27 protein-coding genes are annotated in these 26,690 nt (G+C 61.4%); 11 read left to right on the top strand and 16 right to left on the bottom strand.

Going from position 1 to position 26,690, the window contains the following annotated elements; genetic code table 11:
- Nucleotides 1-7: 7 nt before the first annotated feature.
- Both ACXAC3_RS05125 and ACXAC3_RS05120 read right to left on the bottom strand, forming a co-directional pair.
- The gene (locus ACXAC3_RS05125) at nt 8-460 is read right to left on the bottom strand and encodes a GAF domain-containing protein (RefSeq protein WP_475157588.1); all 453 of its coding nucleotides are present in this window, start codon (nt 458-460) and stop codon (nt 8-10) included.
- A gap of 55 nt (nt 461-515) precedes the next feature.
- On the bottom strand, nt 516-1,688 hold the full coding sequence (locus tag ACXAC3_RS05120) for a thiolase family protein (RefSeq protein ID WP_475157585.1): 1,173 nt from the start codon (nt 1,686-1,688) through the stop codon (nt 516-518).
- Nucleotides 1,689-1,790: 102 nt separating this feature from the next.
- Here ACXAC3_RS05120 and ACXAC3_RS05115 point away from each other — a divergent pair, with 102 nt between their 5' ends.
- The 3 genes from ACXAC3_RS05115 (at nt 1,791) to ACXAC3_RS05105 (ending at nt 4,392) form a co-directional block, all read left to right on the top strand.
- Complete coding sequence (locus tag ACXAC3_RS05115; protein ID WP_475157583.1) at nt 1,791-2,129, top strand: STAS domain-containing protein; 339 nt, start codon at nt 1,791-1,793, stop codon at nt 2,127-2,129.
- A gap of 32 nt (nt 2,130-2,161) precedes the next feature.
- On the top strand, nt 2,162-2,602 hold the full coding sequence (locus tag ACXAC3_RS05110) for an ATP-binding protein (protein ID WP_475157579.1): 441 nt from the start codon (nt 2,162-2,164) through the stop codon (nt 2,600-2,602).
- A 212-nt stretch (nt 2,603-2,814) separates the two neighbouring features.
- A complete protein-coding gene (locus ACXAC3_RS05105) occupies nt 2,815-4,392 on the top strand; it encodes a gamma-glutamyltransferase family protein (RefSeq protein WP_475157574.1) in 1,578 nt (525 codons plus the stop codon).
- Nucleotides 4,393-4,414: 22 nt separating this feature from the next.
- Here ACXAC3_RS05105 and hspQ read toward each other — a convergent pair whose 3' ends face one another.
- Nucleotides 4,415-4,741 carry a heat shock protein HspQ gene (gene hspQ / locus ACXAC3_RS05100; RefSeq protein ID WP_475157572.1) on the bottom strand — a complete coding sequence of 109 codons (327 nt, stop codon included), beginning with the start codon at nt 4,739-4,741 and terminating at the stop codon, nt 4,415-4,417.
- A 253-nt stretch (nt 4,742-4,994) separates the two neighbouring features.
- Between hspQ and ACXAC3_RS05095 the strand changes: the two genes are divergently transcribed.
- Nucleotides 4,995-5,576, top strand: a complete 582-nt coding sequence (locus tag ACXAC3_RS05095) for a transglycosylase SLT domain-containing protein (protein ID WP_475157570.1) — start codon at nt 4,995-4,997, stop codon at nt 5,574-5,576.
- Nucleotides 5,577-5,588: 12 nt separating this feature from the next.
- On the opposite strand, the gene ACXAC3_RS05090 is transcribed toward ACXAC3_RS05095, so the two are convergent.
- The 4 genes from ACXAC3_RS05090 to ACXAC3_RS05075 all read right to left on the bottom strand — a co-directional run bounded on the left by ACXAC3_RS05090 (nt 5,589) and on the right by ACXAC3_RS05075 (nt 11,744).
- The gene (locus ACXAC3_RS05090; RefSeq protein ID WP_475157567.1) at nt 5,589-6,185 is read right to left on the bottom strand and encodes a LolA family protein; all 597 of its coding nucleotides are present in this window, start codon (nt 6,183-6,185) and stop codon (nt 5,589-5,591) included.
- Between the two features lie 39 nt (nt 6,186-6,224).
- A complete protein-coding gene (locus ACXAC3_RS05085; RefSeq protein ID WP_475157565.1) occupies nt 6,225-9,110 on the bottom strand; it encodes a DNA translocase FtsK in 2,886 nt (961 codons plus the stop codon).
- A 14-nt stretch (nt 9,111-9,124) separates the two neighbouring features.
- A complete protein-coding gene (locus tag ACXAC3_RS05080; RefSeq protein WP_475157561.1) occupies nt 9,125-10,306 on the bottom strand; it encodes an aminotransferase class I/II-fold pyridoxal phosphate-dependent enzyme in 1,182 nt (393 codons plus the stop codon).
- 109 nt (nt 10,307-10,415) lie between these two features.
- The gene (locus ACXAC3_RS05075) at nt 10,416-11,744 is read right to left on the bottom strand and encodes an amidase (RefSeq protein ID WP_475157555.1); all 1,329 of its coding nucleotides are present in this window, start codon (nt 11,742-11,744) and stop codon (nt 10,416-10,418) included.
- Between the two features lie 55 nt (nt 11,745-11,799).
- Here ACXAC3_RS05075 and ACXAC3_RS05070 point away from each other — a divergent pair, with 55 nt between their 5' ends.
- Nucleotides 11,800-13,062 (top strand): FAD-dependent monooxygenase, encoded by a 1,263-nt coding sequence (locus ACXAC3_RS05070; protein ID WP_475157553.1) that lies wholly within the window; start codon nt 11,800-11,802, stop codon nt 13,060-13,062.
- Here ACXAC3_RS05070 and ACXAC3_RS05065 read toward each other — a convergent pair.
- The 6 genes from ACXAC3_RS05065 to ACXAC3_RS05040 all read right to left on the bottom strand — a co-directional run bounded on the left by ACXAC3_RS05065 (nt 13,059) and on the right by ACXAC3_RS05040 (nt 17,081).
- On the bottom strand, nt 13,059-13,244 hold the full coding sequence (locus ACXAC3_RS05065) for a Trm112 family protein (protein ID WP_475157547.1): 186 nt from the start codon (nt 13,242-13,244) through the stop codon (nt 13,059-13,061). The genes ACXAC3_RS05070 and ACXAC3_RS05065 overlap by 4 nt on opposite strands.
- Nucleotides 13,241-13,882 carry an LON peptidase substrate-binding domain-containing protein gene (locus ACXAC3_RS05060; RefSeq protein WP_475157543.1) on the bottom strand — a complete coding sequence of 214 codons (642 nt, stop codon included), beginning with the start codon at nt 13,880-13,882 and terminating at the stop codon, nt 13,241-13,243. The genes ACXAC3_RS05065 and ACXAC3_RS05060 overlap by 4 nt, the downstream gene beginning before the upstream one ends.
- 27 nt (nt 13,883-13,909) lie before the next feature.
- The gene (trxA, locus tag ACXAC3_RS05055; RefSeq protein WP_475157539.1) at nt 13,910-14,827 is read right to left on the bottom strand and encodes a thioredoxin; all 918 of its coding nucleotides are present in this window, start codon (nt 14,825-14,827) and stop codon (nt 13,910-13,912) included.
- Between the two features lie 76 nt (nt 14,828-14,903).
- Nucleotides 14,904-15,692, bottom strand: a complete 789-nt coding sequence (locus ACXAC3_RS05050) for an exodeoxyribonuclease III (RefSeq protein ID WP_475157535.1) — start codon at nt 15,690-15,692, stop codon at nt 14,904-14,906.
- 70 nt (nt 15,693-15,762) lie between these two features.
- Nucleotides 15,763-16,155 (bottom strand): GFA family protein, encoded by a 393-nt coding sequence (locus tag ACXAC3_RS05045; RefSeq protein ID WP_475157531.1) that lies wholly within the window; start codon nt 16,153-16,155, stop codon nt 15,763-15,765.
- Nucleotides 16,156-16,394: 239 nt separating this feature from the next.
- Nucleotides 16,395-17,081 carry a response regulator transcription factor gene (locus ACXAC3_RS05040; protein WP_170563518.1) on the bottom strand — a complete coding sequence of 229 codons (687 nt, stop codon included), beginning with the start codon at nt 17,079-17,081 and terminating at the stop codon, nt 16,395-16,397.
- A 162-nt stretch (nt 17,082-17,243) separates the two neighbouring features.
- Here ACXAC3_RS05040 and ribA point away from each other — a divergent pair, with 162 nt between their 5' ends.
- Entirely contained in the window at nt 17,244-18,338 is a 1,095-nt protein-coding gene (ribA, locus tag ACXAC3_RS05035; protein ID WP_475157528.1) for a GTP cyclohydrolase II, read from the top strand.
- Nucleotides 18,335-18,835 carry a L,D-transpeptidase family protein gene (locus ACXAC3_RS05030; protein WP_475157523.1) on the top strand — a complete coding sequence of 167 codons (501 nt, stop codon included), beginning with the start codon at nt 18,335-18,337 and terminating at the stop codon, nt 18,833-18,835. Before ribA ends, ACXAC3_RS05030 begins: the two co-directional genes overlap by 4 nt.
- On the opposite strand, the gene ACXAC3_RS05025 is transcribed toward ACXAC3_RS05030, so the two are convergent.
- Nucleotides 18,819-19,478 carry a YggS family pyridoxal phosphate-dependent enzyme gene (locus tag ACXAC3_RS05025; RefSeq protein WP_475157518.1) on the bottom strand — a complete coding sequence of 220 codons (660 nt, stop codon included), beginning with the start codon at nt 19,476-19,478 and terminating at the stop codon, nt 18,819-18,821. The genes ACXAC3_RS05030 and ACXAC3_RS05025 overlap by 17 nt on opposite strands.
- 103 nt (nt 19,479-19,581) lie before the next feature.
- On the bottom strand, nt 19,582-20,607 hold the full coding sequence (locus ACXAC3_RS05020) for a porin (protein WP_475157513.1): 1,026 nt from the start codon (nt 20,605-20,607) through the stop codon (nt 19,582-19,584).
- A 281-nt stretch (nt 20,608-20,888) separates the two neighbouring features.
- Here ACXAC3_RS05020 and ACXAC3_RS05015 point away from each other — a divergent pair, with 281 nt between their 5' ends.
- From ACXAC3_RS05015 to holA, 4 genes are all read left to right on the top strand, one after another.
- Nucleotides 20,889-21,377, top strand: coding sequence for a DUF3576 domain-containing protein (locus ACXAC3_RS05015; protein WP_475157509.1), 489 nt, complete (start codon nt 20,889-20,891; stop codon nt 21,375-21,377).
- Nucleotides 21,378-21,449: 72 nt separating this feature from the next.
- The gene (leuS, locus tag ACXAC3_RS05010) at nt 21,450-23,984 is read left to right on the top strand and encodes a leucine--tRNA ligase (protein ID WP_475157505.1); all 2,535 of its coding nucleotides are present in this window, start codon (nt 21,450-21,452) and stop codon (nt 23,982-23,984) included.
- Complete coding sequence (gene lptE / locus ACXAC3_RS05005) at nt 23,971-24,474, top strand: LPS assembly lipoprotein LptE (protein ID WP_475157500.1); 504 nt, start codon at nt 23,971-23,973, stop codon at nt 24,472-24,474. The genes leuS and lptE overlap by 14 nt, the downstream gene beginning before the upstream one ends.
- On the top strand, nt 24,471-25,499 hold the full coding sequence (gene holA / locus ACXAC3_RS05000; protein ID WP_475157495.1) for a DNA polymerase III subunit delta: 1,029 nt from the start codon (nt 24,471-24,473) through the stop codon (nt 25,497-25,499). The genes lptE and holA overlap by 4 nt, the downstream gene beginning before the upstream one ends.
- Here holA and ACXAC3_RS04995 read toward each other — a convergent pair.
- Entirely contained in the window at nt 25,496-26,680 is a 1,185-nt protein-coding gene (locus tag ACXAC3_RS04995) for a TIGR03862 family flavoprotein (RefSeq protein ID WP_475157493.1), read from the bottom strand. The two genes, holA and ACXAC3_RS04995, sit on opposite strands and share 4 nt — an antisense overlap.
- Between the last annotated feature and the right edge of the window lie 10 nt (nt 26,681-26,690).

Raw genomic sequence — 26,690 nt, 5'->3', positions numbered from 1 at the left:
GCCAGCGCTATTTGGCAAAAACGCTGGTAAGTATCGCGTCGATCGACGCCGCGTCCTGTGCGGTGAACGCATCGGGCCGGTCACTGTCGATATCAAAAACCGCAATGACCTCGCCTTTGGCGTTTCGCACCGGCAAAACCAGTTCCGACCGCGTCGAAGAAGCACAGGCGATATGGCCCGGAAACGCATCGATATCCGGCACAAGTTGCACATCGCCCGTCCGGGCCGCCGCGCCGCAGACGCCGCGCCCGAAAGGAATGACCAGACAGCCGTGACCGCCCTGATAGGGCCCGATCTTCAACACGCCGGGCTCGGTCACGCGATAGAATCCGGTCCAGTCGAACCGGGCATCGGAATGATGCACCTCGCAAGTCACCGTCGCCATAAGGGCGACCTCGTCGGTTTCACCTTCGGTCAGGGCTGCGATGGTCTTGGCAAGCGTGTCGTAATCGGCGGTCATGGTCGGGATCTCTGGCAATTGTCAGCCCCGGCAGTATTGAGAAAACGACGGGTCGTCAAACACGTTCCAGCGCAATTGCTGTGCCCTCGCCGCCTCCGATACAGATGGCCGCCACGCCGCGTTTGAGGTTTCTCTTTTCCAGCGCGTTGAGCAGGGTCACCATGATCCGCGCCCCCGATGCACCAATCGGATGACCCAGCGCACAGGCGCCACCGTTCACGTTTACCACGTCGCGCGACAGCCCCATCTCATGCATGAAGGCCATCGGCACAACGGCAAAAGCCTCGTTCACTTCCCACAGGTCCACGTCCTCTTTGGCCCATCCAATGCCCGCCAGCAGCTTTTGTGCCGCCGGAACCGGGGCGGTCGTGAACAGTCCGGGGGCCTGCGCGTGGCTGGCATGACCCACGATCCGGGCACGCACGGTCAGGCCCCGGGCCTCGGCAGCGTCGGCTGACGCCAGAACCAGCGCCGCGGCCCCGTCAGAGATCGACGAGGAATTGGCCGCCGTCACCGTGCCATCCTTGCGAAACGCCGGCTTCAGCGTCGGTATCTTTTCTGGCCGCGCCGATTGCGGCTGTTCGTCAGCGGCCAGAGTGACCTCGCCCTTGCGAGTCCGGGTAACGACCGGAGTGATTTCGTCAGAGAATGCCCCGCTCTCCTGTGCCGCCAATGCATTGGACAGGGACTGTAACGCATACTCGTCCTGCGCCTCGCGCGTGAACTGATAGGCTTCGGCGCAATCCTCGGCAAAAGTGCCCATCAGCCGGCCCTTGTCATAGGCGTCCTCAAGCCCGTCCAGAAACATGTGATCGAGTACCTGCCCGTGCCCGATACGCGCGCCCCCGCGCATTTTCGGCAGAAGATACGGCGCGTTTGTCATGCTTTCCATGCCGCCCGCGATCATCGTATCCGCATGGCCCAGCGCGATCTGGTCATAGGCCATCATCGCCGCTTTCATCCCCGAACCGCACATCTTGTTGAGCGTCGTCGCGGGCACCTCTTCGCCCAGGCCTGCGGCAAATCCGGCCTGACGCGCCGGTGCCTGGCCCTGCCCGGCGGGCAGTACACAGCCCATCAGCACCTCATCGACCGTGTCGGTGCCTGCGCCTTGCAGCGCGGCGCGGATGGCGGACCCGCCCAGTTCAACCGCGCCGACACCGTCGAACATCCCCTGAAATCCTCCCATCGGGGTGCGTGCGGCCCCGGCGATCACGACGTGCTTCATTCGGATGCTCCTTTTGCTTTCCAGGTTGATGGATACCGAATGGTAAGAATTGCCGTCTAGCGTATTTCTACCAGCGATTTTCAGTAAAAAGGACCGTCACGCATGGCCCTGACCAGCACAACCAACGACGCAACGCAGGTTATCACCGTTCATTCCGACCGGATCGACGCGGCGATGGCCATTCAATTCAAGGAAGACATGCGCAGCGAAGCCCAAGGCGGAGCTGCCCGGCTTGTTCTGGACCTGACCGGTGTCGAGTTCATCGATTCCAGCGGCCTTGGCGCGATCGTGGCCTCGATGAAGCAGCTGGGTGACGACCGCAGGCTGGATCTGGCCGGGCTGCACCCCTTTGTCGAGAAAGTCTTTCGCCTGACACGGATGGATACGGTTTTCAGGCTGTACCCGACGCTGGACGACGCCCTGTCCGCGTCGGTGGACTGACTCCGGTGTGAACCTGAACAGGCGCGACGCCCATGTGTAACGGCAAATGTTTGGATTTGAGCTTTGCGGCCACCGAATCTGAGGCCAGTTCCGGCATTGCTCAGCTCAGCAGATGCCTGGCCGCGCAAGGGCTGCCGGATCACAAGGCGGGCGATGTGAAGATCGCCCTGGCCGAGGCGATCAACAATGTCGTGGAACATGCCTATGCGGGCATCACGCCGGCCCAGGTTCAGGTGCGCTGCCGCCTGCACCGGAACTGGCTTGATATTCTGATCTCGGACACCGGCAACCCGCTGCCGGGGTTTCGGGTCCCGGACGGCATTCCGGCGGCGCTGGGAACAAGTCTGGACGAATTGCCCGAAGGCGGGTTTGGCTGGTTCCTGATCCATGAACTGACCAGTGATATCCAGTATGAGCGCAGCGAGGGTTGCAACAGGCTGTCCCTGCGTTTTGACTTCCCTCAGAGGGTTTGACGGCAAGAAATGGTCACAATAAGGCCCAGATCGAACCACTGTCACGCCGCAAACAACGGGCAAAAAGCTAACTGTAGCTCAGATAGCTTCCCTCGGCGCCTCATATCACAGCCCCCACCCAGTGACTGGCGCCGAGGACCTTCCCGTTGATTTGACTGGACAACCACAAACCGCGCTATAGGTTCGTCGCGTTCAAGGGGGATTGCAGCGCGATGCGGGATTTTCACTTACCGGGCCGATCAGAAGTTCTGGCAACCGAAGGAATGTGCGCAACCTCTCACCCGCTGGCTGCCAAAGTCGCGTTGGACATTCTGGAGCAGGGCGGCAACGCGATGGATGCCGCCATTGCCGGGGCCGTCGTGCTGGGTATATGCGAACCGCAGATGACCGGGCTGGGCGGCGATTGCTTTGTATTGTTCAACCGCGCGGGCGAGGATGAAATCCGCGCCCTGAACGGTTCGGGCCGCGCCCCCGCCGCAGCCGATGCCAACCGCCTGCGGGCACAGGGCCTGACCGCGGTTCCCCTGAACACCCCGGACGCGGTTACCGTCCCCGGAGCTGTCGACGCGTATTGCCATCTGGCGGAAACCGAGGGAAAGCTGGGGCTGGACGCAATTTTGCAGCCAGCCATCCACTATGCCGGGATTGGCGTCCCGGTCGCCCCAAGGGTGGCGTTCGACTGGCAGACCGGGGCCAAGACCCTGCAAGGCGCCGCGCGCACACACTATCTGATCAATGGCTCAGCCCCGGCCAGCGGTCAGGTTTTCCGGTCGCCGGGTCAGGCCGACGTTCTGCGCCGGGTCGCGCGACATGGCAGGGATGCGTTTTATTCCGGCGAAATCGCCGAGGATATGCGCGCGGCGCTGAACGACATGGGCGGCGTCCACACGGCCGAGGATTTTCACGCCACAGCGTGCAGCGAGGCTCAGCCCGTCAGTGGCACCTATGACGGTATCGAACTGGTCGAACACCCGCCCAACGGACAAGGGGCCACGGCCATATTGCTGCTGAATATTCTTCGGAATTTCGACCTGGCACGTATGGAGCCGTTCAGCGCCGAGCGCATTCACATTGAAGCCGAAGCCTCAAAACTTGCCTATGACGCGCGCAACCGGTTCATTGCTGATCCCGACCACACGACCCATGCGGGGCGGTTTGTGGATCAGGCGGTAGCGGATCGGCTGGCCGCGCTGATTGATCCGGATCGCGCCATGCCGGCGGCGGCCCCGCTGACCGAGGCCATCCATAAGGACACCGTGTACATCACCGTGGTTGACCGCGACCGGATGGCCGTCTCGCTGATCTATTCCATCTTCCACAGCTTCGGCTCGGGCATCGCGTCAGAGAAGTTCGGAATACTGTTTCAGAACCGCGGATCGGGCTTCACGCTGCAAGCGGGTCACCCGAATGAGCTTGGGGCCGGCAAACGCCCCATGCACACGATCATTCCCGGAATGCTCAGGCGAAAGGGCCGCGTTCTGATGCCCTTCGGCGTTATGGGCGGAGCATATCAACCCACCGGACACGCGCGGTTTGTCTCAAACCTTACCGATCACGGGCTGGGCCTTCAGGCCAGCATTGATGCGCCACGGGCATTTGCCGACAACGGCATATTGAAACTTGAACGCGGAATTCCGCGCAAAGTCGCGCAACAATTGTCGGAAATGGGTCATAATGTTCAGGTTCCGGAAACGCCATTGGGCGGCGCGCAGGCAATCCGAATCTGCGAGGACGGTGTTCTGAAAGGTGGCAGCGACCCCCGAAAAGACGGATGCGCCCTTGGGTACTGACCGCACGAGCGGGCCCGGATACTCAGTTCAGATGGAAGTGCAACGGGTAGGCACCATTCTCGAAAGGTCCGAACATGTCCGGAATATCGGGGTGTTCCACCGGCTCGCCCGACTGATCGGCAACCAGATTTTGTTCAGAAACATAAGCGACATAGAAGGATTGGTCGTTTTCCGCCAAAAGGTGATAAAACGGCTGATCCTTGATCGGGCGGCTGTCTTCGGGAATGGCCTGATACCACTCTTCCGTATTTGAAAATTCCGGGTCCACGTCGAAAATCACCCCTCGGAAGGGATGTTTTTTGTGACGGACCACCTGTCCCAGGCGGTACTTGGCTTGAGTCTTCAACATTTCTTTGCCCCCAAGGGCTTTACTACCCCTTTCCGGGCGGAAATGCCAATCATTGATCTGAAATTAAGGGAAACAGACTGTGAACCTAAGGCAGACAGTGGCCGGGATCACGGTAACCAGCAGTTACTTTGGCGCTGGTTCGGGATTGAAACCGTTGAGCCCCTTCCGGTGAAATGCTGCGATTGATCTGTAACGATTGTGATTTCCTCAACGCTCAATCTGCGCTAGAATAAAGAAAAAAGGCACGAGGCACATGAGCAGAATTCTTATCGTACTCTTCGGGGTGCTGCTTTTGGCATCCTGTGGCGGCGGGTCCAAGCAACCGCCCAGCAAACTGAATGACGCGTGCAGCATTGCGCGCGAACGCCCTGATTACATCAAGGCGTTCAAAAGCACTGAACGGAAATGGGGTGTCCCGGTTCATGTTCAGATGGCGACGATCTATCAGGAAAGCCGCTACAAGCACGATGCGCGCACACCGCATAAATATGTGCTGGGCGTCATTCCGATGGGCCGCCAGAGCAGCGCCTATGGCTTCAGCCAGGCACTGGACGGCACATGGGAGCAATATCAGCGCGAGACCGGCAAGCGCCGCGCCAAGCGGGATCGCATCCGGGACGCGTCGGACTTCATCGGCTGGTACATGAACAAAAGCTATGAGCGGAACGGCATTCATCCCAGCGACACGCGCAACCAGTATCTGGCCTATCACGAAGGCCATACCGGCTATGCCCGCGGCAGCCATTACGGCAAGACCTGGCTGCTGAACGTCGCCAATGACGTCGATGCCCGCTCCAAGCTGTACCAGGCGCAATTGGCCGGTTGCCGGTACTGAGAATGTGGCGGGTCAGCGGTTGCCTGACCCGCTTTTCTTCGAGCTGGAAAACAGATCGTTGCTGAGATTCCCGCCGGTGTTCAACTGGCCAAGCAGCACGGTTGTCTGGCTGCCTGCATTGTCGTGAATGACCCATTTGCGCAGTTCAATCGGATCGTCGGTGAACATCAGTTCAATACGCCCGGTGTCGGGGTTTTTCGGATCCTGCGCGGTGACCACCGTGGCGGTGCCGTCAAAATCGTGACCAACAACCATATTCGCCTGCCCCAGATTGACGTTCCGCGCCAGCACCAGTGACAACGGGGTGCGCTTCAGCGGATATTGCTCGGGCGGCTGGTTGGATTTCGGGTCGAAAATCTGAACGGTTCCTGCCCGCGCCAGGACCACGGCGTCATTGGGCGGATCGTATTCGAACCGCATTTTTCCGGGCCGTTCCATCCACAGCTTGCCGGTACTCAGCGAGCCGTCGTCATTGACCTGCGTGAACGTGGTCTGAACGGTTTTAAGCCCGTTCAGATAATTTGAGATTTGCGACAGCGGCAGCTTGTCGGCAGCCCAGGCTGCTGGCGCAGCCAGTGTCAGGGCAAGGGCAAAGGCAATCTGTTTCATGAGACCCAGATAAGCCTTCTGCCAATGTTATTAAATATCCTATTGTTCGGGGACCAGGATTTCGCGCTTACCGACGTGATTTGCCGCCGAAACAACGCCTTCATCCTCCATCTGCTCAACCAGCCGCGCAGCTTTGTTGTAGCCAATGGCGAGTTTCCGCTGAATGTAGGAGGTCGAGCATTTGCGATCCTTGATCACAATCGCCACCGCCTGATCGTAGAGGGCATCTTCTCCGTTGGTGTTGCCACCGGTGTTGAGGCCCAGAACCGCGTCGATATTGTCTGCCTTGTCTTCGGCAGGACCGTCCAGAACACTACCGACGTAATCCGGCGGACCGAACTGTTTCAGGTGGTTGACGATTTCCTCGACCTCTTCGTCCGAGACGAACGGACCGTGGCAGCGCGTGATCTTGGCACCGCCAGCCATATAGAGCATGTCCCCCTGCCCCAGCAGTTGCTCGGCCCCCATCTCACCCAGAATGGTGCGGCTGTCGACTTTCGAGGTCACCTGGAACGAAATCCGGGTCGGGAAGTTCGCCTTGATCGTGCCGGTGATCACATCGACCGAAGGCCGCTGCGTAGCCATGATCAGGTGAATGCCCGAGGCTCGCGCCATCTGCGCCAGACGCTGGATGCAGGCTTCGATCTCTTTGCCCGCGACCATCATCAGGTCAGCCATCTCGTCGACGATGACCACGATATAGGGCATCGCTTCGGGCGCAAATTCCTCGGTCTCGAACACGGGCTCGCCTGTTTCGTCGTCAAATCCGGTCTGCACCGTGCGGCTGAACAACTCGCCCTTGGCCAAGGCATCCTTCACGCGGCCATTGTAGCCGGCGATGTTGCGGACACCCGTCTTGGACATCTTGCGATAGCGGTCCTCCATCTCGCCCACGACCCATTTCAGGGCGACGACCGCCTTTTTCGGGTCGGTCACAACGGGTGAGAGCAGATGCGGGATGCCGTCATAAACGCTGAGCTCCAGCATCTTGGGGTCGATCATGATCAGGCGGCATTCATCCGGCGTTAGCTTATACAGCAGTGACAGGATCATGGTGTTGATCGCAACCGACTTACCCGAACCCGTGGTCCCCGCGATTAGCAGGTGAGGCATCTTGGCCAGGTTCGCGACAACCAACTCACCACCGATATCCTTGCCTAGTGCCAGCGGTAGCGCATGGTTGCCATCGCCGAAATCGCGGCTGGCGAGGATTTCGCGCAGCACCACCATCTCGCGGTTTTCGTTCGGCAATTCAATCCCGATCACCGAGCGTCCCGGCAGGGTCGACACCCGCGCCGACAGGGCCGACATCGAGCGTGCGATATCGTCGGCCAGACCAATCACACGGCTGGCCTTAAGGCCCGGCGCGGGTTCCAGTTCGTACATGGTGACCACGGGGCCGGGGCGGACGCTGACGATCTCACCCTTGACGCCATAGTCGTCCAGAACGTTTTCCAGCATCCGCGCGTTTTCCTCCAGCGCCTCATCGCTCAGGTGGTGGCGCTGAATGCTGGCCGGGTTGGACAACAGACCCAGTGGCGGCAGTTCGAAATCGGAATGCTTGTCTTCGAAAGACAGAGCCGGCTGCGCCTCGGCCTGCGCGCGACGTGAGGGCTGTGGCGTGCGACGCACCGGCTGCGCGACCACGGGTTTGCGCGGCTCGGCCACCGGAATTTTCATCGCCGGGCGCTGTTGCGGCACGGGTTCGGGCGTGTCTTCGAATACGGCCTCATCCTCGTCATACAGCTCAGGCGCAAAGTCCTGATGCAGCGGCTCCTGCCAGTCGGGCGCGGGCTGAGCCGACAGCGCCGGCTCAGGCGGCAACCCGGCAGAGGTCACCGGTGGTTCGGGCGGCAATTCTTCGGCGCCTTTTGCATTCAGGATCAGCGGGTCCGGACCCCGGCCGCGCCCCTTTGTCAAAGGCAGGCTGGGATCGGGCTCGGGCGTCATCTCGCCGGTGGCGACCTTGCGGTTGCGCACGGCGGCGGAAATCTTGGACCGGATGCGATCCTCGCCCGGCATCTCATCGAACCCGGCAAGGGGTTCGCGGTCGATCAGCTCGGGTTCCGGCATCGGGTCCGGGCGACGGATCAGGCTGGGCATCCGGGCCAGCAGGCCGGGTTTTGCAGGCTCAGGTTCGTCAAAATCGGGATCTTCGAAAACCGGGTCCGCATAGGCCAGTTCATCGTCAACGACCGTATCAGCACGGGCAGACTTACGCTCGTCCCACTGTGCGCGTCGGTCCCGGGCCGCTTGCGCTGTGGCAGCGGCCCCACGCCCCAACAGGTTCATCAGCATGTCATAGGACATAACAAGCCCCAGCAGGAAGGCCCGGAAACCTTTGCGGACATCGGCCTTGGTGAAGCCCAGCACAAAGATACCCAGCGTCAGCATCCCGGCCGCCATGCCCAGCGACATCAGCTTGACCATGAAATGCGAGGAAATCGGCAGCAGTGTCAGCAGCGCACCCATCACGGTGTCGCCAAACAATCCGCCCAGACCAAAGCTGTGTGTCGCGCGCCACGCGTCGCCCGGCACCAGCGTTGCGGCATAGACCGAAACAACAGCGATCCAGATCGGGGCAAAGATCAGCCGGGCGATGGCGCGGTCTTCGCCGAAATGCCCGGCAAAGCGCAGGCCCCAGCCGATCAGCACCAGCGCAATGCTCCAGCTTCCCCAGCCTACGATCATGAATAACGGCGCGGCGATAGAAGCCCCGATCCGACCCATCCAGTTCTGCACCGGCGCGTCGGTCGACACCATCCAGTTCGGATCATCCGGCGTGTAAGACCAGATCATCGCGGCCGAGGCCAGCCCCAGCAGGATCAGGGCGATCCCGATCAGTTCCTTGCTGCGCCGTTCGATAGCGGCCTGCGTGGTGCTGTCCAGCAATGGATCGCGGTTGCGCGCGTTATAAGATGCCATTTTGCCCTCGTACCTCACGAATAGATGCAGTCGCGGAGTGTGATCAGACCGCGCTCCATCTCTGTTTTTGGGGCCACCATCGCGACCCGGATAAATTGCTCGCCCGGGTTTTGCCCCGGATCACCTTGAGAAAGATATGCGCCCGGCAGGACCCGGACACCGGTTTCCTGCCACAGCTTCAATGCGGTTTCTTCGCCATGTTCCACCGGCAGCCACAGGAAAAACCCGGCCTCGGGCGGCATATAGCCCTGCACTCCGGCAAAAACCTCATCCGCAATCGCGTATTTTTCCTGATAGAGCGCGCGGTTCTCGGCCACATGCGCCTCATCCGCCCAGGCTTTGGCCGCGGCGGCCTGCAACGGGGACGGCAGCGGCGCGCCCGCGTAGTTACGCAGCTGTTTGACGCGCTTGATCGTCTCGGGCCCGCCCGCAATCAACCCCGACCGCAGCCCGGCCAGATTCGACCGTTTCGACAGCGAATTGAACAGGGTAATCCGTTCGGGGTCTGCGCCCAGTTCCTGCGCCACGGTCAGCACGCCCGCCGGGGCTTCGGCGCGATAAATCTCGGAATAGCACTCGTCGGCGAAGATACGGAAATCGTATTTTTCGGCCAGCCGGATCAGGTCGGCCCAGTATTCACGCGAGGCGACGGCCCCCTGCGGATTGGCGGGCGAGCAGATATAGGCCGCGGCGGTCCGGTTCAGCACGTCCTCGGGCAGACCGGCATAATCGGGCAGATGACCCGTTGCGGCAGTGGCGGGCACAAAAACCGGCTCGGTCCCGACCGAAATCGAGGCGACCATATAGACCTGATAAAACGGGTTCGGGCAAAGGATGACCGGCTGTTGGCCGTTCTTCCGTTCCGGGCACAGCGCCATGGCGGCGTTATACAGCCCCTCACGCGTTCCGTTCAGCGCCATCACATTTGTGTCCGGATCCATCGTCACGCCGTAACGGTGGGCGATCCAGTCGGTAATCGCGCCGCGCAACTCTGCCGTACCCTCGTTCTGCGGATAGCCCTGAAACCCGGCGGCGTTTTCCATGATTACATCGGTCACCCAGGCCGGAAAATCATGCTTGGGCTCACCAATGGTCATGTGAATCACCTCGCCGCCCGGCTGGTGGTGATCCAACAGGGCGCGCAGACGCGGGAATGCATATGCCGGTAGGTTCGAAAACCGCTCGGGGAAATCCATATGTGCTGCCTCAATACCGGGGTCATTTGCGCCCCGTTTTTTTGGCAGATTACAGGTCGCGCCCTGTTTCGTCCAGACAAAGAGGTTCCGAATCAGGGGATTGTGGCATTCAGGCCAATGCCGCCTCGGCCGCTGATCCAAGCCGCAACAGGGCCTCTTCCGAACCCGGATAGCCCATCATCATCAGCCCGCATCCCGGGATTCCGGTGGGCAAAGACAAGGCCGCCAACCCCATCAGGTTGCCGATTCTGGTGTTGCGCAGCGCCAGTAGGTTTTCGGTGACATAGTAGTCATGGTCGCTCATCAACCGTTTCAGATTCGGCGGCAATATCGGGGCGGTGGGGGCCAGAACCGCATCGAACCCGGCCGTGGCCGCATCCCACGCGCCACGACACGCCTTCAGCCGCGACCACGCAGCGACATAATCGGGGCCCGAGTTGTTTTTGCCTGCCCTGAAACGCTCCAGAATCTCGGGATACATCGCTTCCGGGTTGGCCTCGATCACGTCCCGCCAAAGGCCGTAGGCCTCGGTCGTGTACAGAATGCCGGACAGGCCCATCGCTTCGTTCAGTTCGGGCACTTCCAGGGGAACGATTTCGGCGCCGGCCTCGCGCAGCCGGTCCAGCGCGTCGTCAAAGGCTTGGCGCGGCGCGTCCCGCAGATCATCCTTGGCCACGTTCTGAAGGTCCGCGAACCGCCGGCCCTTCAGGCTTGCGCCGCGCAGATCGGCAGGCGTGCCGCCTTCCAGAAGGGCCAGCATGTGCGTGGCATCTTCGACCGACCGGGCGAGCGGGCCAACTGTGTCGAACCGCAAACACAGCGGTACGGTGCCTTCAAGGCTGACCCGTCCCGCGGTGGTCTTCAGGCCGACCAGATTGTTCCAGGCCGACGGAATGCGAACAGATCCGCCGGTATCCGAGCCGATCCCGCAGGCCGCCAGCCCCCAGGCCACTGACGCCCCCGCGCCCGAGGATGAACCGCCTGGCACCGCGTCCTCATCGTCGATGCAGGGCGGCGTTCCGGTGATCGGGTTCAGGCCCAGCCCGGAAAAGGCCAGCTCGCTCATGTGGGTTTTGCCCAGACAGACCGCTCCCATCTCGGTGGCGTTGCGCAGCACGACCGCATCCGCCGTGGGCACGCGTCCTTTCAACAGGGCTGTTCCGGCCTCGGTCGCGATGCCCGCCGTGTCGAACAGGTCTTTCCAGCTGATCGGCACACCATCCAGCAGGGACCGGCGCTGACCCTGTTGGGCCCGCGCCTGCGCGGCCCCGGCCTCGGCCCGGGCGCGGTCATGGGTGACACGGGCATAGATCCGGTCGCGGTGCGGATGAGCGTCGATGGCGGACAGGTAGGTTTCGGTCAGCTCAACCGGATCAATCCGCCCCATGCCGATGCCCCGGCCCAGATCACATGCCGTCATGGTCAGCCAGTCCTGCATCCCTGCCCCCTTCTGGAATTTTGTGCTGTGTTGGACGGTAGCGACAGGACCGCACATGGACAATCCCGAATGGGCGCGCATATTGCGGGGCATGGAACACAAGTCCGATATCCTGATCGTGGGCGGTGGCCTGAACGGCCCGGCCCTGGCTTTGGCACTGGCGCAGACCGGGCATTCGGTGACCGTCATCGACGCGCTGGCCGAAAAAGTGCGCAAAAACGCAGCCTTTGACGGGCGCGCCTATGCGCTTGCGCTGGCGTCGCAGCGTCTGTTGGATGCAATCGGGGTGTGGGAACGTGTCGCCGAACACGCCCAGCCTATGCTGGAGATCAAGGTCACCGACGGGCATGCAGGCGCCGGGCCATCACCGTTCTTCATGCATTTTGACCATGCCGAGATCGAAGAAGGCCCGATGGGCTACATGGTCGAAGACCGCCACCTGCGCCGAGCGTTTCTGGATGCGATGACCGAGGACGACCGGATTTCTCAGCTCAGTGGCCAGACCGTGACCGGTCAAGTGGCCGACGCGACCGGCGTGACCCTGACGCTGGACAATGGCGCCACCGTGACCGGCAGCCTGCTGGTCGGTTGTGACGGGCGCCGCAGCGGCACTGCGGCCCGGGCCGGTATCAAGCGCACCGGATGGGATTACGGCCAGACCGCGCTGGTCTGCGCGATCGAACATGACCTGCCGCACCATGGCGTCGCGCATCAGTTTTTCATGCCGCCCGGACCTCTGGCGATCCTGCCCCTGACCGGCAACCGCAGTTCGATCGTCTGGAGCGAGCGCACCGAGATGGCGCAACGCATCAACGCAATGCCCGAGGCAGATTACCTGCAGGTGCTGCGCCCCCGGTTCGGAGATTTTCTGGGCGACATCCGTCTGCAGGGGGATCGGTTCACTTACCCGCTGAACCTGACCATCGCCAATTCGTTTATCGGCGACCGCATGGCGCTGGTCGGCGATGCCGCCCACGGCATGCACCCCATCGCGGGTCAGGGGCTGAACGCAGGGCTGCGCGATGTCGGCGCGCTGGCCGAGGTGCTGACGCTGGCCGGACGGCGCGGCGAAGATATCGGTTCGGTGCTGGTGCTGGAGCGCTATCAGGAATGGCGGCGGTTCGACACGGCCGCGCTAGCCATGGCGACGGATGTGTTCAACAAGTTGTTTTCCAACGACAATCCGATATTGCGGGTTGGGCGTGACATCGGCATGGGGATCGTCGGCGCGCTGCCGGGCTTGCGCCGCGGCTTCGTGCGCGAGGCCGCCGGGTTGACCGGGGACCTGCCGAAGCTGCTGCAGGGTCGCGCGATTTAGTCCAGCTTCCGCGCCTCATCGACCAGCATCACTGGAATGCCGTTGCGAATCGGAAAGGCCAGCCCCGCAGCCTTGGACACCAGTTCCTGCTTTTCGGCGTCGTAATGCAGTGTCGTATGCGTCTGCGGGCAGATCAGAGCCTCAAGCATGTGGCGGTCAAAGGGCTGTTCGGGCTCACTCATTGCAGTTTTTCCTCGCTCGATCCGCCGCGCATGGCGAATTCTATCAGTGTCACCAATGTCTCGCGCCGCGTGCGCAGACAGGGGGCCTCCAGCAGCGCCTGTTTCTCCTCGGGATCGAAATCCAGCAGCATCGACAGCGAGTTCAGAAGCAACTCATCATCGGCGTCCTTCAGCGTGTCCCAGTCGGTCGACAATTGGCGCGAGGAAAAGAACCGCTCCAGCAGATGCAGAAACCTGTCGCGATCAAACCCGTCATCATGTTCGGCCTTGCCCAGATCGCGGTCAAACCCGTCCCATGACACCGCGCACCGGCGATATGGGGTAAAGGCGTCCAGTTCCGACATGATGCGGAACCTCGAAATTCCGGTCAGGGTGATCAGATAACGGCCGTCTTCGGTTTCGGAAAACTGCGTCACCCGCCCGGCGCACCCGATATGGTGCAGCTTGTTTTCGTTGCTGTGGCACGGGTTTGGCTGAACCATGCCGATCAGGCGTTCCTGCGTTTTCAGGGCGTCGTCCAGCATTTGCAGATAGCGCGGCTCGAATATATGCAGCGGCAGGCGCGAACGGGGCAGCAACAGCGCCCCGGGCAATGGAAAAACGGACACCGTTTCCGGCAGGTCAGCGGGATGCATCATGTACCCGAGTGTAGCTCTGATCCCGAATTAGGCAAATATCATCGAGCTGAGCTTGCGGCGCCCGTTCAGAACAATCGGATCGTTGGGTTTGAGGGCGTCGAAAATCGTGAAAAGCTGCAACTTCGCGGCGCCTTCATTCCACTCACGATCGCGGCGGAACAGTTCCAGCAATTGCGCGACGGCCTCTTCGACATCGCCATTGGCGTGCAGCGCCTGCGCCAGATCGAACCGGGCCTGATGATTGTCGGGCTCGGCCTCGACCGCGGCGGTCAGGTCGGCGACGGGCCCCGCGTCAGCGGCCTGTTTGGCCAGTTCCAGCTGCGCATGCGCGGCCTCGACCTCGGGCGCGGTGGATATTTCGGCCGGCGCGCCGTTCAGGATGGCCTCGGCCTGTTCCAGATCCCCCGACGCGATATGCGCACGTACCAACCCGCCATAAGCACCAGCGTGGTTCGGGTCCTCGCCCAGAATGGCGGCAAAGGTTTGCGCCGCATCCACGGCTGCGCCTTCGGTCAGCATTTCCTCAGCGGCCTGCACCGCATCTTCCAGCTGACCGCCCGGGCTTTCGCCACCTGCGGCTTCGATCACACGGTCGATGAAAGCCTTGATCTCGGATCCCGGCAGTGCGCCCTGGAACCCGTCGACAGGCTGGCCCTTGAAGAAGGCGTATACGGTCGGGATCGACTGCACCCGCATTTGCGCCGCGATCATCTGCGCCTCGTCCACGTTGATCTTGACCATCTTCACCGCCCCTTTGGCGGCGGTCACGGCCTCTTCCAGCGCCGGCCCAAGGGTCTTGCACGGGCCGCACCAGGGCGCCCAGAAATCCACGATGACCGGCGTTTCCTGCGAAGCCTCGACGACATCGGCCATGAACGTGGCCTCGGACCCGTCCTTGATCAGATCGGAAGTTTCAGGGCCGGCTGCGGCGTTCAGAAGATCCATGGCATTCACTCTCTCGTTCGAACTCGCGCCCTATATGCAACCGCTGCGGGCAGAAACCAAGGGGCCAGTTGCGCAATTACAGGTCGAAAGTCGCAAAGACCGGCGCGTGGTCGCTGGGTTTCTCCCATCCGCGTGCGTCGCGCAGAATGCGGCTTGAGTGGCCGGCGCCGGAAATATCCGGCGTGGCCCAGACGTGATCCAGCCGCCGCCCCTTATCCGCCGCGTCCCAATCGCGCGCGCGATAGGACCACCAACTGTAAAGCTGCCCCTCGGGGATGTCCTGCCGGGTGATATCGACCCAGCCACCCGCATCCTGCGTCTCGGCCAGATGTTCAACTTCGATGGGCGTATGCGACACGACCTTGAGCAATTGCTTGTGCGACCAGACGTCATCCTCGCGCGGGGCGATGTTCAGATCACCGACCAGAATGGATTTCTCGGGCTTTTCCGCATGGAACCAGTCGCGCATGTCTGTCAGGTAATCGAGTTTCTGGCCGAACTTCTCATTCTGTTCGCGGTCCGGCACGTCGCCGCCCGCCGGAACATAGAAATTGTGGATCGTCACGCCATTCTCAAGCCGCCCGGCGATATGACGGGCGTGGCCGAGGCCCGCGAAATCCTTGTCGCCCACCTCTTCCATCGGCAGGCGCGACAGGATGGCAACGCCGTTGTAACCCTTTTGCCCGCGCGCGATCATGTGGGTATAGCCCAGCTCGGCGAACCCTTCGGTCGGAATTTTTTCGACCGGAGACTTGCACTCCTGCAAACACAACACGTCTGGGGCCTCTTCCTGAAGCAATTTCAGCACGATGGGCTCACGCAGGCGGACCGAGTTGATGTTCCAGGTGGCAAGGGTAAAAGGCATGGGGGATTCCTCTGTCGCGGTTGGCGCAGCCTATCGTGGGCGTAAACAAGGTGCCATCAGAAAAGAGCGCCTATGACGGGTGCCCCTCGGACTGCGGTGCATCATCGCAAATCTCGTACCAGCCCGGTTTCTCGGAAACGAACTCGTGAAACTGCACTTTCTGGTCAAATGCGGTGTCCAGCGCGTTGGCGGCGATTGGAAAGCTGTCCGCTTCGGCGAGAATTTCACCCAGCGACGATCCGCAGGTTTTGCAAAAACACCTGCCATATTTGTAGGGCGCCCCGGGCTGATACAGCGCCACGTTGTCCTTGCCGCTGACCCAGGTCAGGTCGTCTTTCTTGACGAAAACAACCGTGCTGGCCCCGGCCTTCCGGCACCGGGAACAATGGCAGGTTCCCATCACCGAGGGTTCGGACCTCAGTTGAAACCTGACGGCCCCGCATAAACAGCTTCCCTCAATCATCACACACACACCTCGCAGCATTATCCAGCGATGAGAACAATACAGGAACATTTGCGGACTCGCAACATTGGCGTTGGCCCGGGCAAGGTCGAAATTCCGTGTCGGCAAGAAAAAGGCCGGGCCATCAGGCCCGGCAGTCCAACAGGGAGGTGCATGTCATAACCCGGACATGCGCGGGTTGGGAGTAACCTAATTATGACTTCAGAGTATCACTTTGATCCAAGTCATTCCACATCCAGTTAGGAAACCAGCCTATATCCACCCGATTCTGTGACCAAAAGGCGCGCATTGGAGGGATCGGGCTCGATCTTCTGACGCAGGCGGTAGATATGGGTTTCCAGCGTATGTGTGGTGACACCGGCGTTATATCCCCAGACCTCGTGCAAAAGCACATCCCGCGCCACAACGCCATCGGCCGACCGGTACAGGAACTTGAGAATATTGGTTTCTTTCTCGGTCAGGCGGATCTTGCGATCCTCTTCGGTGATCAGCATCTTCATCGCCGGCTTGAACGTATAGGGCCCAAGCACGAACACCGCGTCCTCGGATTGTTCGTGCTGGCGCAGCTGCGCCCGGATGCGGGCCAGCAGAACCGGGAATTTGAACGGCTTTGAGACATAGTCGTTGGCGCCTGCATCCAGCCCCAGAATCGTATCCGCATCGCTGTCATGGCCGGTCAGCATCAGAATCGGGCTTTTCACGCCCTGCTTGCGCATCAGGCGACACAGCTCGCGCCCGTCCGTATCCGGCAGGCCGACATCCAGAATGACCAGATCGTAGATCGCCTCGCGTGCCCGTTCCATCGCGGATTGACCGTCATGCGCCTCGAACACGTCGAAATCCTCGGTCATCACGAGTTGCTCGCTAAGCGCCTCGCGCAGGTCTTCATCGTCATCCACCAGCAGGATTTTCTTGAGCTGAGCCATGATCCGGTCCTCCTAAGCCTTTTCCACCACTTGCGCGCGGAAGATGCAATCAGCAAGGTTTGCTGCAATCCTTTCACGCCCTCGTGTCTGACGCGTAGGAAATGTTTCACATTTCCATCTGATCAGGCTAGGAGAAAACCTGAACGTTACAGGGTAACATAGATGAGTCTTATCCCGGATATTTCAGAATTGCTGGCCCGCGCCCGCGCAGACCTGCGCATGGGGGTGCCGGTGGCACTGACGGATGACACTGGGTTCAGTGTGCTTGCCAGTGCGACGGAAACGCTCAGCGCGCAGCGGCTCGCCGATTTGCGGGGGATTGCCGAGGAACTTGTGGTTACGGTCACCGTGCGGCGGGCGGAAACGCTCAAGGCGCGGGCCTATGACGGCGATCTGGCCCGGGTGATCATTCCCGCAGATGCCGGGATATCCTGGGTTCAGGCGGTTGCCGACCCGTCGGACGACCTGAATGCGCCGATGAAGGGGCCTCTGATGACGGAACGCCACGGCAGCGCCAACCTGCATCGCATTGCCATCGCCCTGACCAAATCCGCGCGCCTGTTGCCGGCAGCCGTCGTCGTTCCGGTGGAAGACGGCCGCGCCTTCGCGACCGCGCATGGCCTGACCTGTATCGACCACACCCGCGCAGCGCCGCATCTGGCAGACCGCAGCGCGCTGCACGCTGTTGTCGCCGCACGCCTGCCGATGGAGGTGTCCGAGGCCGGGCGGCTGCATGTTTTCCGCCCCGAAGATGGCGGCGAGGAACATTACGCCGTCGAAATCGGGCGCCCTGACCGGGACAAGCCGGTTCTGGCGCGTCTGCACTCGGCCTGTTTCACCGGGGATCTGATGGGCAGCCTGAAATGCGATTGCGGGCCCCAGTTGCGCGGGGCGCTGGCCCAGATGGGGTCCGAAGGGGCCGGAGTTCTGCTGTATCTCAACCAGGAAGGGCGCGGCATCGGTCTGGCCAACAAAATGCGCGCCTATTTCCTGCAGGACCAGGGTTTCGATACGGTCGAGGCAAACCATCGGCTGGGATTTGAAGATGATGAGCGGGATTTCCGGCTGGGTTCGGATATCCTGAAATCTCTGGGGTTCAGTTCGGTGCGGCTGCTGACGAACAACCCTGCAAAGATCGCCATGATGGAAAAGACCGGAATCGCGGTGACCGAGCGTGTGCCGCTCAAGGTCGGCGAAACCTCACATAACCGGGGATATCTGGCAACCAAGGCGGCCAAATCCGGCCATCTGCTGTGACGCCGCAGGATCTTGTCCTGACCCCTCGCGGCGTGCGTTTTCACGGGCGGGTGTTTCCCTGCACGATCGGCAAAGGCGGGCGGGCCAGCGCCAAACGCGAGGGGGATGGCGCCACACCTGTTGGAGTGCATCATATTGTCGGTATGCTGTACCGCCCGGACCGGATCGCGCGACCTGCCCCGTGGGCAATTCCCATCGGACCGCGTGACCTGTGGTCCGATGACGTGCGGGACAGCCGCTATAACCAACTGGTCAGCGCGCCTTATTCCCACAGCCATGAAAAGCTGCGCCGGGCTGATCCGCTGTATGATCTGGTATTGATCAGCGATTGGAACTGGCCCAACGCCGTGCCCGATTGCGGGTCGGCGATCTTTGTTCACCAGTGGCGGCGCCCCGGATACCCGACCGAAGGCTGCGTGGCTTTCCGCCGCGATCACCTGCACTGGATTGCCGGAAAAGTGTCCTTCGGCACGCGGCTGATTATTCCTGCGCCTTGACCCTCTCGCCGAAGATGGCGGAACCGACGCGCACATGGGTCGCGCCCAGCGCGATGGCCTGTTCGAAATCCCCGCTCATCCCCATCGACAGACCTTCCAGCCCGTTGCGTTCGGCAATCCTGGCCAGCAGCGCGAAATGCAGCGAAGGCTCCTCGTCAACCGGTGGTAAACACATCAGACCCTTTACCTGCAGATCCAATTCGCGGCATTCGGCGACAAAAGCATCGGCATCCGCGGGCAGAATGCCGGCCTTTTGGTCCTCTTCCCCGGTGTTGACCTGAACAAACAGGTCCGGGCAGTGGCCTATCTCCTGCGCCAGTCGCGCCAGCGTTCTGGCCAGTTTGGGACGGTCCACGGAATGGATGGTGTCGAACATCGCCATGGCCTGACGGGCTTTGTTGGTCTGCAACGGACCGATCAGGTGCAGATCGACATCCGGGTATTGTTCCATGAAGCCCGGCCACTTGCCCGCGGCCTCCTGCACCCGGTTTTCTCCGAAACAGCGATGCCCCTCGTCCAACACGGCCCGCACGCGGGCGTCGGGCTGAACTTTCGACACCGCGATAAGTTTGACAGAACCTGCGTTCCGCCCGGCGGCAGTTTCGGCTTTTGTGATGCGGACGGTGATTTCCTGCAGCGACATTGCGTTCCTCAATCAGCTTCAAGGGCAGAGAAACACCAAGTCGGCGCAAAAGAAAAGGGCAGGTCCGAAGACCTGCCCTTAAACCTTGCGGTTTCAGATCAACTTAGAAGTTGAACTGTGCACCGAAGTCAGCCTTGATCGTGTCGCTGCTGCAAGAGTTGCAGTCGTCACGGCCAATACCACCGCGCAGGGTTACACCGCCGCCCAGGTCGTAGATGGCGCCGATTGCGACCTGCTGGGTGTCAGCGTCTGCGTTACCGTCACCGTAGGCGAACAGCAGGGTGGTTGCCGCACCCAGGTTGTAGGCAGCCGACAGACCCCAAGCAGTGCCATCGGTGGCGCTTACTTCGGTGTTATCGTCTGCAACAAACAGGGTACCCGAGAAGTCACCCCATTCACCACCCAGGGTCAGAACGGTCAGGCTCGGATCGTCAACACCGGAGATACCGGAGTCGGTTTGACCATAAGCCAGAGCTGCAGTGATGTTGTTGAAGGTGTAGGTCGCGCTGATGTCCCAACGGTCTGCGTCGGTGGTGTTGCCACCGCCGGTGAACAGGGTGCGCTGGTCATACGACGCGCCAAACGCGAAGTCACCGACTGCGTACTGGAAGAACACAGCGTTCGAACCCGAACCGGTCGACGAGTAGCCCAGGAAGCTGTAGTCAACGCCCGAGTACTGACCTGCGAACAGTTCCAGACCTACTTCGTTACCGTAGTAGTTTGCCAGGTTGTCGATGGCACCTGCAACGTTGCCCGCGTCAACACGCAGACCGCCGTAGATGACCGAGAAGCGTGCGCCGTTCAGGCCAGCCGAGTTGGCTTCGCCGGTCGAGCTGTCTTCGTCAGCCTGCAGACGAACACGAGCCGAGAACTCAACGCCGCCGTCGGTTTCTGCGGTGCCGTCGATGTTCAGACGGAAGCGCGAGACCAGGATGGCATCGTCGGTGTCGGGGTTGTTGACGTTTACGTTGGTCGCGCCACTTGCAGTGGTGGTAGTGGTGGTGGTGACCGCGGAACGATCTTCCTGGTAACCAATACCAAAGCGACCGTAACCGCTGAACTTAACGTCGGCCGCTGCAACGCTCGCTGTTGCGATCAGTGCGGTCGATGCGAAGAGAACTTTTTTCATCTTGTTTCCCTCGGTTTCAAAGTTTTTCTACTCGACACATGCCTCAGCACATGTCTCAGCACGGGAACCGTTTCGCTCTTTTTGCCCCCATCACGCAAGCTTGGCATAAATGGAGGGCCTGCATTCAGCCCGGATTGGTGCAAGGATGTCACAGTCGATTTTCCCCCTAAACGACGGGCCAGCCTGCTTATATGTGACAAGAATGGGGTTGTTGCTGAACTGGACCTTGTCTAGGAGTATCACCTAACAACACAGACCATAGTGAACGGGACCAGTCGACAATGCGCTTGCAGACGATTTTCGGTTTGATCATAGTGACTGCCGCCGTGTCGGCCTGCGGACAGAATCGGGGCGCGTCTCCGAACCCGGATCTGCTTTATACGGACAGCAGCCGTTCGAGCGAGCGTGAGCTGAACGATCCGAATCGTTCGACCATCTGGGACGTGTTCGACACCCGCAACGCGGAACAGGTCACCAATGTGAACCGCTACCTGTGGGCCGCCTCCCTGGATGTTCTGAACTTCCTGCCCGTACAGGATGTTGATCCGTTTACCGGTGTAATCGTAACGGGTTACGGCACACCGCCCGGTGGCGGCAGGTCTTACCGCGCCACAGTTCACATCAGTGACCCGGCACTGGCGGCGCGCTCTCTGTCGGTTGCACTGCAGGGCAGCGGCGGCGCTCCGGTCAGTGCTGCCACGACCCGGGCGGTCGAAGATGCGATCCTGTCCCGCGCCCGTCAGTTGCGCATTGCGGACAACAGGCTCTAGCAACCGGTCGAAAATCACAATATTACCACGCCGGGTTCTGACCCGGCGTTTTCATTCACGAAGGACCGCAAGATGTCTCGCTATTCGGCCAACGAAATCGAAGCAAAATGGCAAGAGGCCTGGGACAAGGCCGGAATATTCTCTGCCAACCGCACGGCGGACAAGCCGAAATACTATGTGCTTGAGATGTTCCCCTACCCGTCGGGCCGAATCCATATGGGGCATGTGCGCAACTATACGATGGGCGACGTGATCGCACGCCACAAGCTGGCCACCGGGCACAATGTTCTGCACCCTATGGGCTGGGACGCGTTCGGGATGCCTGCCGAAAACGCAGCGATGGCCATTGGCGGTCATCCGAAAGACTGGACTTACGGCAACATCGCCGACATGCGCGGGCAGATGAAGCCTCTGGGCCTGTCGATCGACTGGTCCCGCGAATTTGCGACCTGCGATCCGGAATATTACGGCCAGCAGCAGACGCTGTTTCTCGATATGCTCGAAGCCGGGCTGGTTTACCGCAAGAACGCCGTGGTCAACTGGGACCCGGTCGACATGACCGTTCTGGCCAATGAACAGGTGGAAAACGGGCGCGGCTGGCGTTCGGGTGCGTTGGTGGAACGGCGCGAGCTGACGCAGTGGTTCTTCAAAATCTCGGACTATTCCGAGGAACTGCTGAGCGCGCTGGACACGCTGGACAACTGGCCCGCCAAAGTGCGGCTGATGCAGGAAAACTGGATCGGCAAGTCGCGCGGCCTGCAATTCGGGTTCGAACGCACCGACGGCGATGAACCGATCACGGTCTATACGACTCGCCCCGACACGCTGCTGGGCGCGTCTTTTGTTGGCATCTCGCCAGACCATCCGATTGCCAAGCAGCTTGAGGCCGAAAGCCCAGAAGTCGCTGAATTTGTTGCCGAATGTCGCAAGGGCGGCACCACCGAAGAGGCGATCGAGACCGCTGAAAAGCTGGGCTATGACACCGGTATCCGCGTCAGGCATCCGCTGGACCCGAATTGGGAACTGCCGGTCTGGATCGCCAACTTCATCCTGATGGATTACGGCACCGGCGCGATCTTTGCCTGTCCGGCGCATGATCAGCGAGACCTCGATTTCTGCCGCAAATACGGCCTGCCGGTGGTCGACACCTTCTTTGCGCTGAATGACGACACACCGGTGGACAAGATCGCCTTTGTCCCGCCCAAGACCGAGAAGGTCCGCTGGGTGAACCATTTCGCCGGCCTGACCGAAGCAACCGGCGGCGAAGCCATCGACGCCACCGTCGACTTCGCCGAAAAGGCCGGCTGGGGCGAAGGTGTCACCAAATACCGCCTGCGCGATTGGGGCCTCAGCCGTCAGCGTTACTGGGGTTGCCCGATTCCTGTGGTACATTGCGATGCGTGCGGCGTGGTGCCTGAGAAGAATGAGAACCTGCCCATCCGCCTGCCCGATGACGTGACGTTCGACAATCCGGGCAACCCGCTGGACCGTCACCCGACCTGGCGCGATTGCGTATGTCCGTCCTGCGGTGCGCCCGCCAAGCGCGAGACCGACACGATGGACACGTTCGTCGATTCGTCATGGTATTTCGCCCGTTTCACCGCGCCGCACGCCGAAACACCCACCGATCTTGCCGAGGCGGAATACTGGATGAATGTCGACCAGTATATCGGCGGGATCGAGCATGCGATTCTGCACTTGCTCTATTCCCGCTTTTTCGCGCGGGCGATGAACATTACCGGCCATCTGCCCAAAAAGGCCATCGAACCCTTTAATGCGCTGTTCACGCAGGGCATGGTCACGCATGAGATTTACCAGACCCGCGACGGCAAGGGCCGCCCGGTCTATCACCTGCCCGAAGACGTGACCGACGGCAAACTGGCCGACGGCACCGAGGTTGAGATCATCCCTTCGGCCAAAATGTCCAAATCCAAGAAAAACGTGGTTGATCCGGTCAACATCATCTCGGCCTTCGGGGCCGATACCGCGCGCTGGTTCGTGCTGTCCGATTCGCCGCCCGAGCGGGATGTGGAATGGACGGCCTCGGGCGCAGAGGCGGCATTCAAACATCTCAGCCGCGTCCACCGCATTGCATCGGAAATCGCCCAGTCGGACATCCCGGTAAATGCCGACGACGAGGTCCTGCTGCGCGAGATGCACAAGACCATCCATGATGTGACGGTCGGCGTGGAATCCTTTGGTTTCAACGCCTCGATCGCCAAGCTCTACGCCTTTACCAATACGCTGGCCAAATCCAATGCAGGCAGCGCCGCGAAACGCGCCGCGGCCAAAACCCTGGCGCAGTTGATGTCCCCGATGACACCGCACCTGTCCGAAGAGCTGTGGCAAGTGCTGGGCGGAGAGGGCCTGGTTGCGACGGCCCCGTGGCCCGTCGCGGATGAGGCGATGCTGGTCGATGACACCGTTACCCTGCCGATCCAGATCAACGGCAAACGCCGCGCGGAAATCAGCGTGGCCAAGGATTTGGACAAGGCCGAGGTTGAAAAAATCGCGCTCAGCACCGAAGCTGTGCAGAAGGCGCTGGATGGCAATGCGCCCAAGAAGGTGATTGTAGTCCCGGGCCGGATCGTGAATGTCGTTGTTTGATCGCAGAAAATTCGTGTTGATGCCGCTGGCAGCCTGCTTTTTTGTGGCCGCCTGCGGGTTTGAGCCGGTCTATGCACCCGGCGGCTCGGGCGCGGCGCTGAACGGCAGGGTTGCCGTATCCGCCCCGAACACCGTGGAAAGCTATCTGCTGGTGCAGAATCTGGAACAACGTCTGGGCCGCAGCGCCAATTCCGGCAAGGAATATGCGCTGGACGTGAAAGTGGTGACTGTCACCCGGCGTGCCGCGGTGACCACGACCAACGAAACATCCCGCTACACCATTGAGGGGCGTGCCGACTATACGCTCAAGTCCAATGAAACGGGCCGGATCGTGGCCTCGGGCGATGTGTCGGATTTCGCCGGTTACTCCGCCGCTGGGTCCACCGTGTCCACGCTGGCGGATGAACGGGACGCGACCGAGCGTCTGATGGTGATTCTGTCGGACCAGATCGTGAACCGTCTTTACGCGACACCGAGCCTGTTCCAATGAAACTGAGCCCGCGCGAGGCCGAAGGGTATTTCGCCCGCCCGGACGCGGACAAGGCAGGGCTTTTGATTTACGGCGCGGACGCAATGCGTGTGGCGCTGAAACGCCAACAGGTACTGGCTGCATTACTGGGCCCCGCCGCCGAGGAAGAGATGCGCCTGACCCGCATGCCCGGCGCCGATCTGCGCGGCGATCCCGCCCTTTTGCTGGATGCGGTCAAGGCAGTTGGGTTCTTTCCCGGTCCCCGCGCGGTTTTCGTCGAAGACGCAACAGACACGGCGGCCCCTGCGATCCTTGCTGCGTTCGAGGATTGGGCCCCCGGTGATGCCCAGATTGTCGTCACGGCCGGGCAGCTCAAACCCAGTTCGAAGATTCGCAAGGCGTTCGAAGCTCATCCAACGGCTTATGCGGTAGGTATATACGACGATCCCCCGTCGCGGGCCGAGATCGAACGGATCCTGGCCGAAGCCGGGCTGCGGAACATCCCCCGCGATTCGATGTCGGCGATTGCCGAACTGGCCACCGGGATAAGCCCCGGTGATTTTGCCCAGACCATTGAAAAACTGTCGCTCTACAAACGCGGCGACACTTCGGAACTCGCGATTGAAGATGTCGACGCCTGTGCGCCACGCTCGACCGAGGCCGCGTTGGACGATGTATTGAATGTCGTCGCCGAAGGCCGCGCCGGTGAGATCGGGCCGCTGATCCGGCGTCTGCAATCGCAGGGCACCAACGCGGTCAGCCTGTGCATCGGCGCGACCCGGCATTTTCGCACCCTTTATGCCTGTGCCTCTGATCCCGGCGGCGCGGCGCAGGGTATCGGAAAACTGCGCCCGCCGATCTATGGCAAGCGCCGCGACCGGATCTTGCGGCAGGCGCAAGGCTGGGGCGCGCCAAAACTGCAAACCGCGCTGACCGTGCTGACCGACACCGATCTGTCGCTGCGGTCCGCCGGGCAGACCGCCCCGGCCATGGCGCTGGTCGAGCGGGCCATGATCCGCCTCGCGATGCTGGCGCGGTCGCGCTAACCCGCCTGACCCGGCCAGGCCGCGGCAGAGCGTCCGGCCCATTTCCCGGTCGCCAGACAGGCGGTCAGCAGATACCCCCCTGTCGGCGCTTCCCAGTCCAGCATTTCGCCAGCGCAGAACACCCCCGGCACTAAGGTCAGCATCAGCCCGTCGTCCAGCGCCGCGCGGGTCACACCACCAGCCGTTGAAATCGCCTCATCCATCGGGCGCAGACCGGCGTGGTATATGGGCAGATTCTTGATCGCCTTCGCCCAATGTGCCTGCGACGGTGCGCCGGATTTGGCCATTTCGTGGAACAATGCAATTTTCGGCGGCGACAGGTGCAGCGACTTTTTCAGCCACTGGGTCAGGGTTGTCTTTGACTTTTTGGCAGCCAGCCGCGCCAGCAGCGCCGGTTCGTCCAGATCGGGTACCAGATCGACATGCAACGATTCGCCGTCACGCAAGGCCGGCGTCAGGGAATACAAGCCGCCGCCTTCCAGCCCGGTCGCCGAAATCGTCGCCTCACCCCGGCTGTGCAAGTCGCCAGCCGACCAGCGGACAGATTTGAGGGCCGAGCCGAAATGCGGCTGCATGTGATGGCTCCAATCGACCGAAAGCGCGGAATTGGCAGGCGCGAACGGGACAAGCTTGACCCCCTTTTCGTGCAGGATCCCGGCCCACAGACCATCCGCACCCAGACGCGCCCAGCTTGCGCCGCCCATGGCCAGAACCGTGACATCCGCCGTGATTGTCTGCCGGCCTTGTACCGTGTCGAAGGCCAGCGCATCGCCCGTCCAGCCGACCCAGCGCCAGCGGGTCCTGATCTGAACCCCTGCGGCTTCAAGCCGCCCGAGCCAGGCGCGCAGCAGAGGAGAGGCCTTCATCACCGTCGGAAACACCCGCCCGGTCGAGCCGGTGAACAGGCTCTGCCCCAGTTCGCGCGCCCAGTCCTGTACCCCGGCGGCATCGAAATCGGCAATCATCGGGCTCAACCAGTCCGCGGCATCGCCATAGGCATCCATCAGCGTTCCAAAAGGTTCGTCCCGGGTCAGGTTCAGACCGGACTTGCCCGCCATCAGAAACTTGCGCGCGACCGATGGTTTGGCCTCGGCCACCAGAACATCGTGACCTGCACTGGCAAGTTCTTCTGCTGCCATCAGGCCGGCGGGTCCGGCCCCGATCACCACTGCCTGTGCCATTGCTGTCCTC

This window comes from Ruegeria sp. ABV4_181, from assembly GCF_056158465.1.
This window is presented reverse-complemented; position numbering and strand designations above follow the sequence as displayed.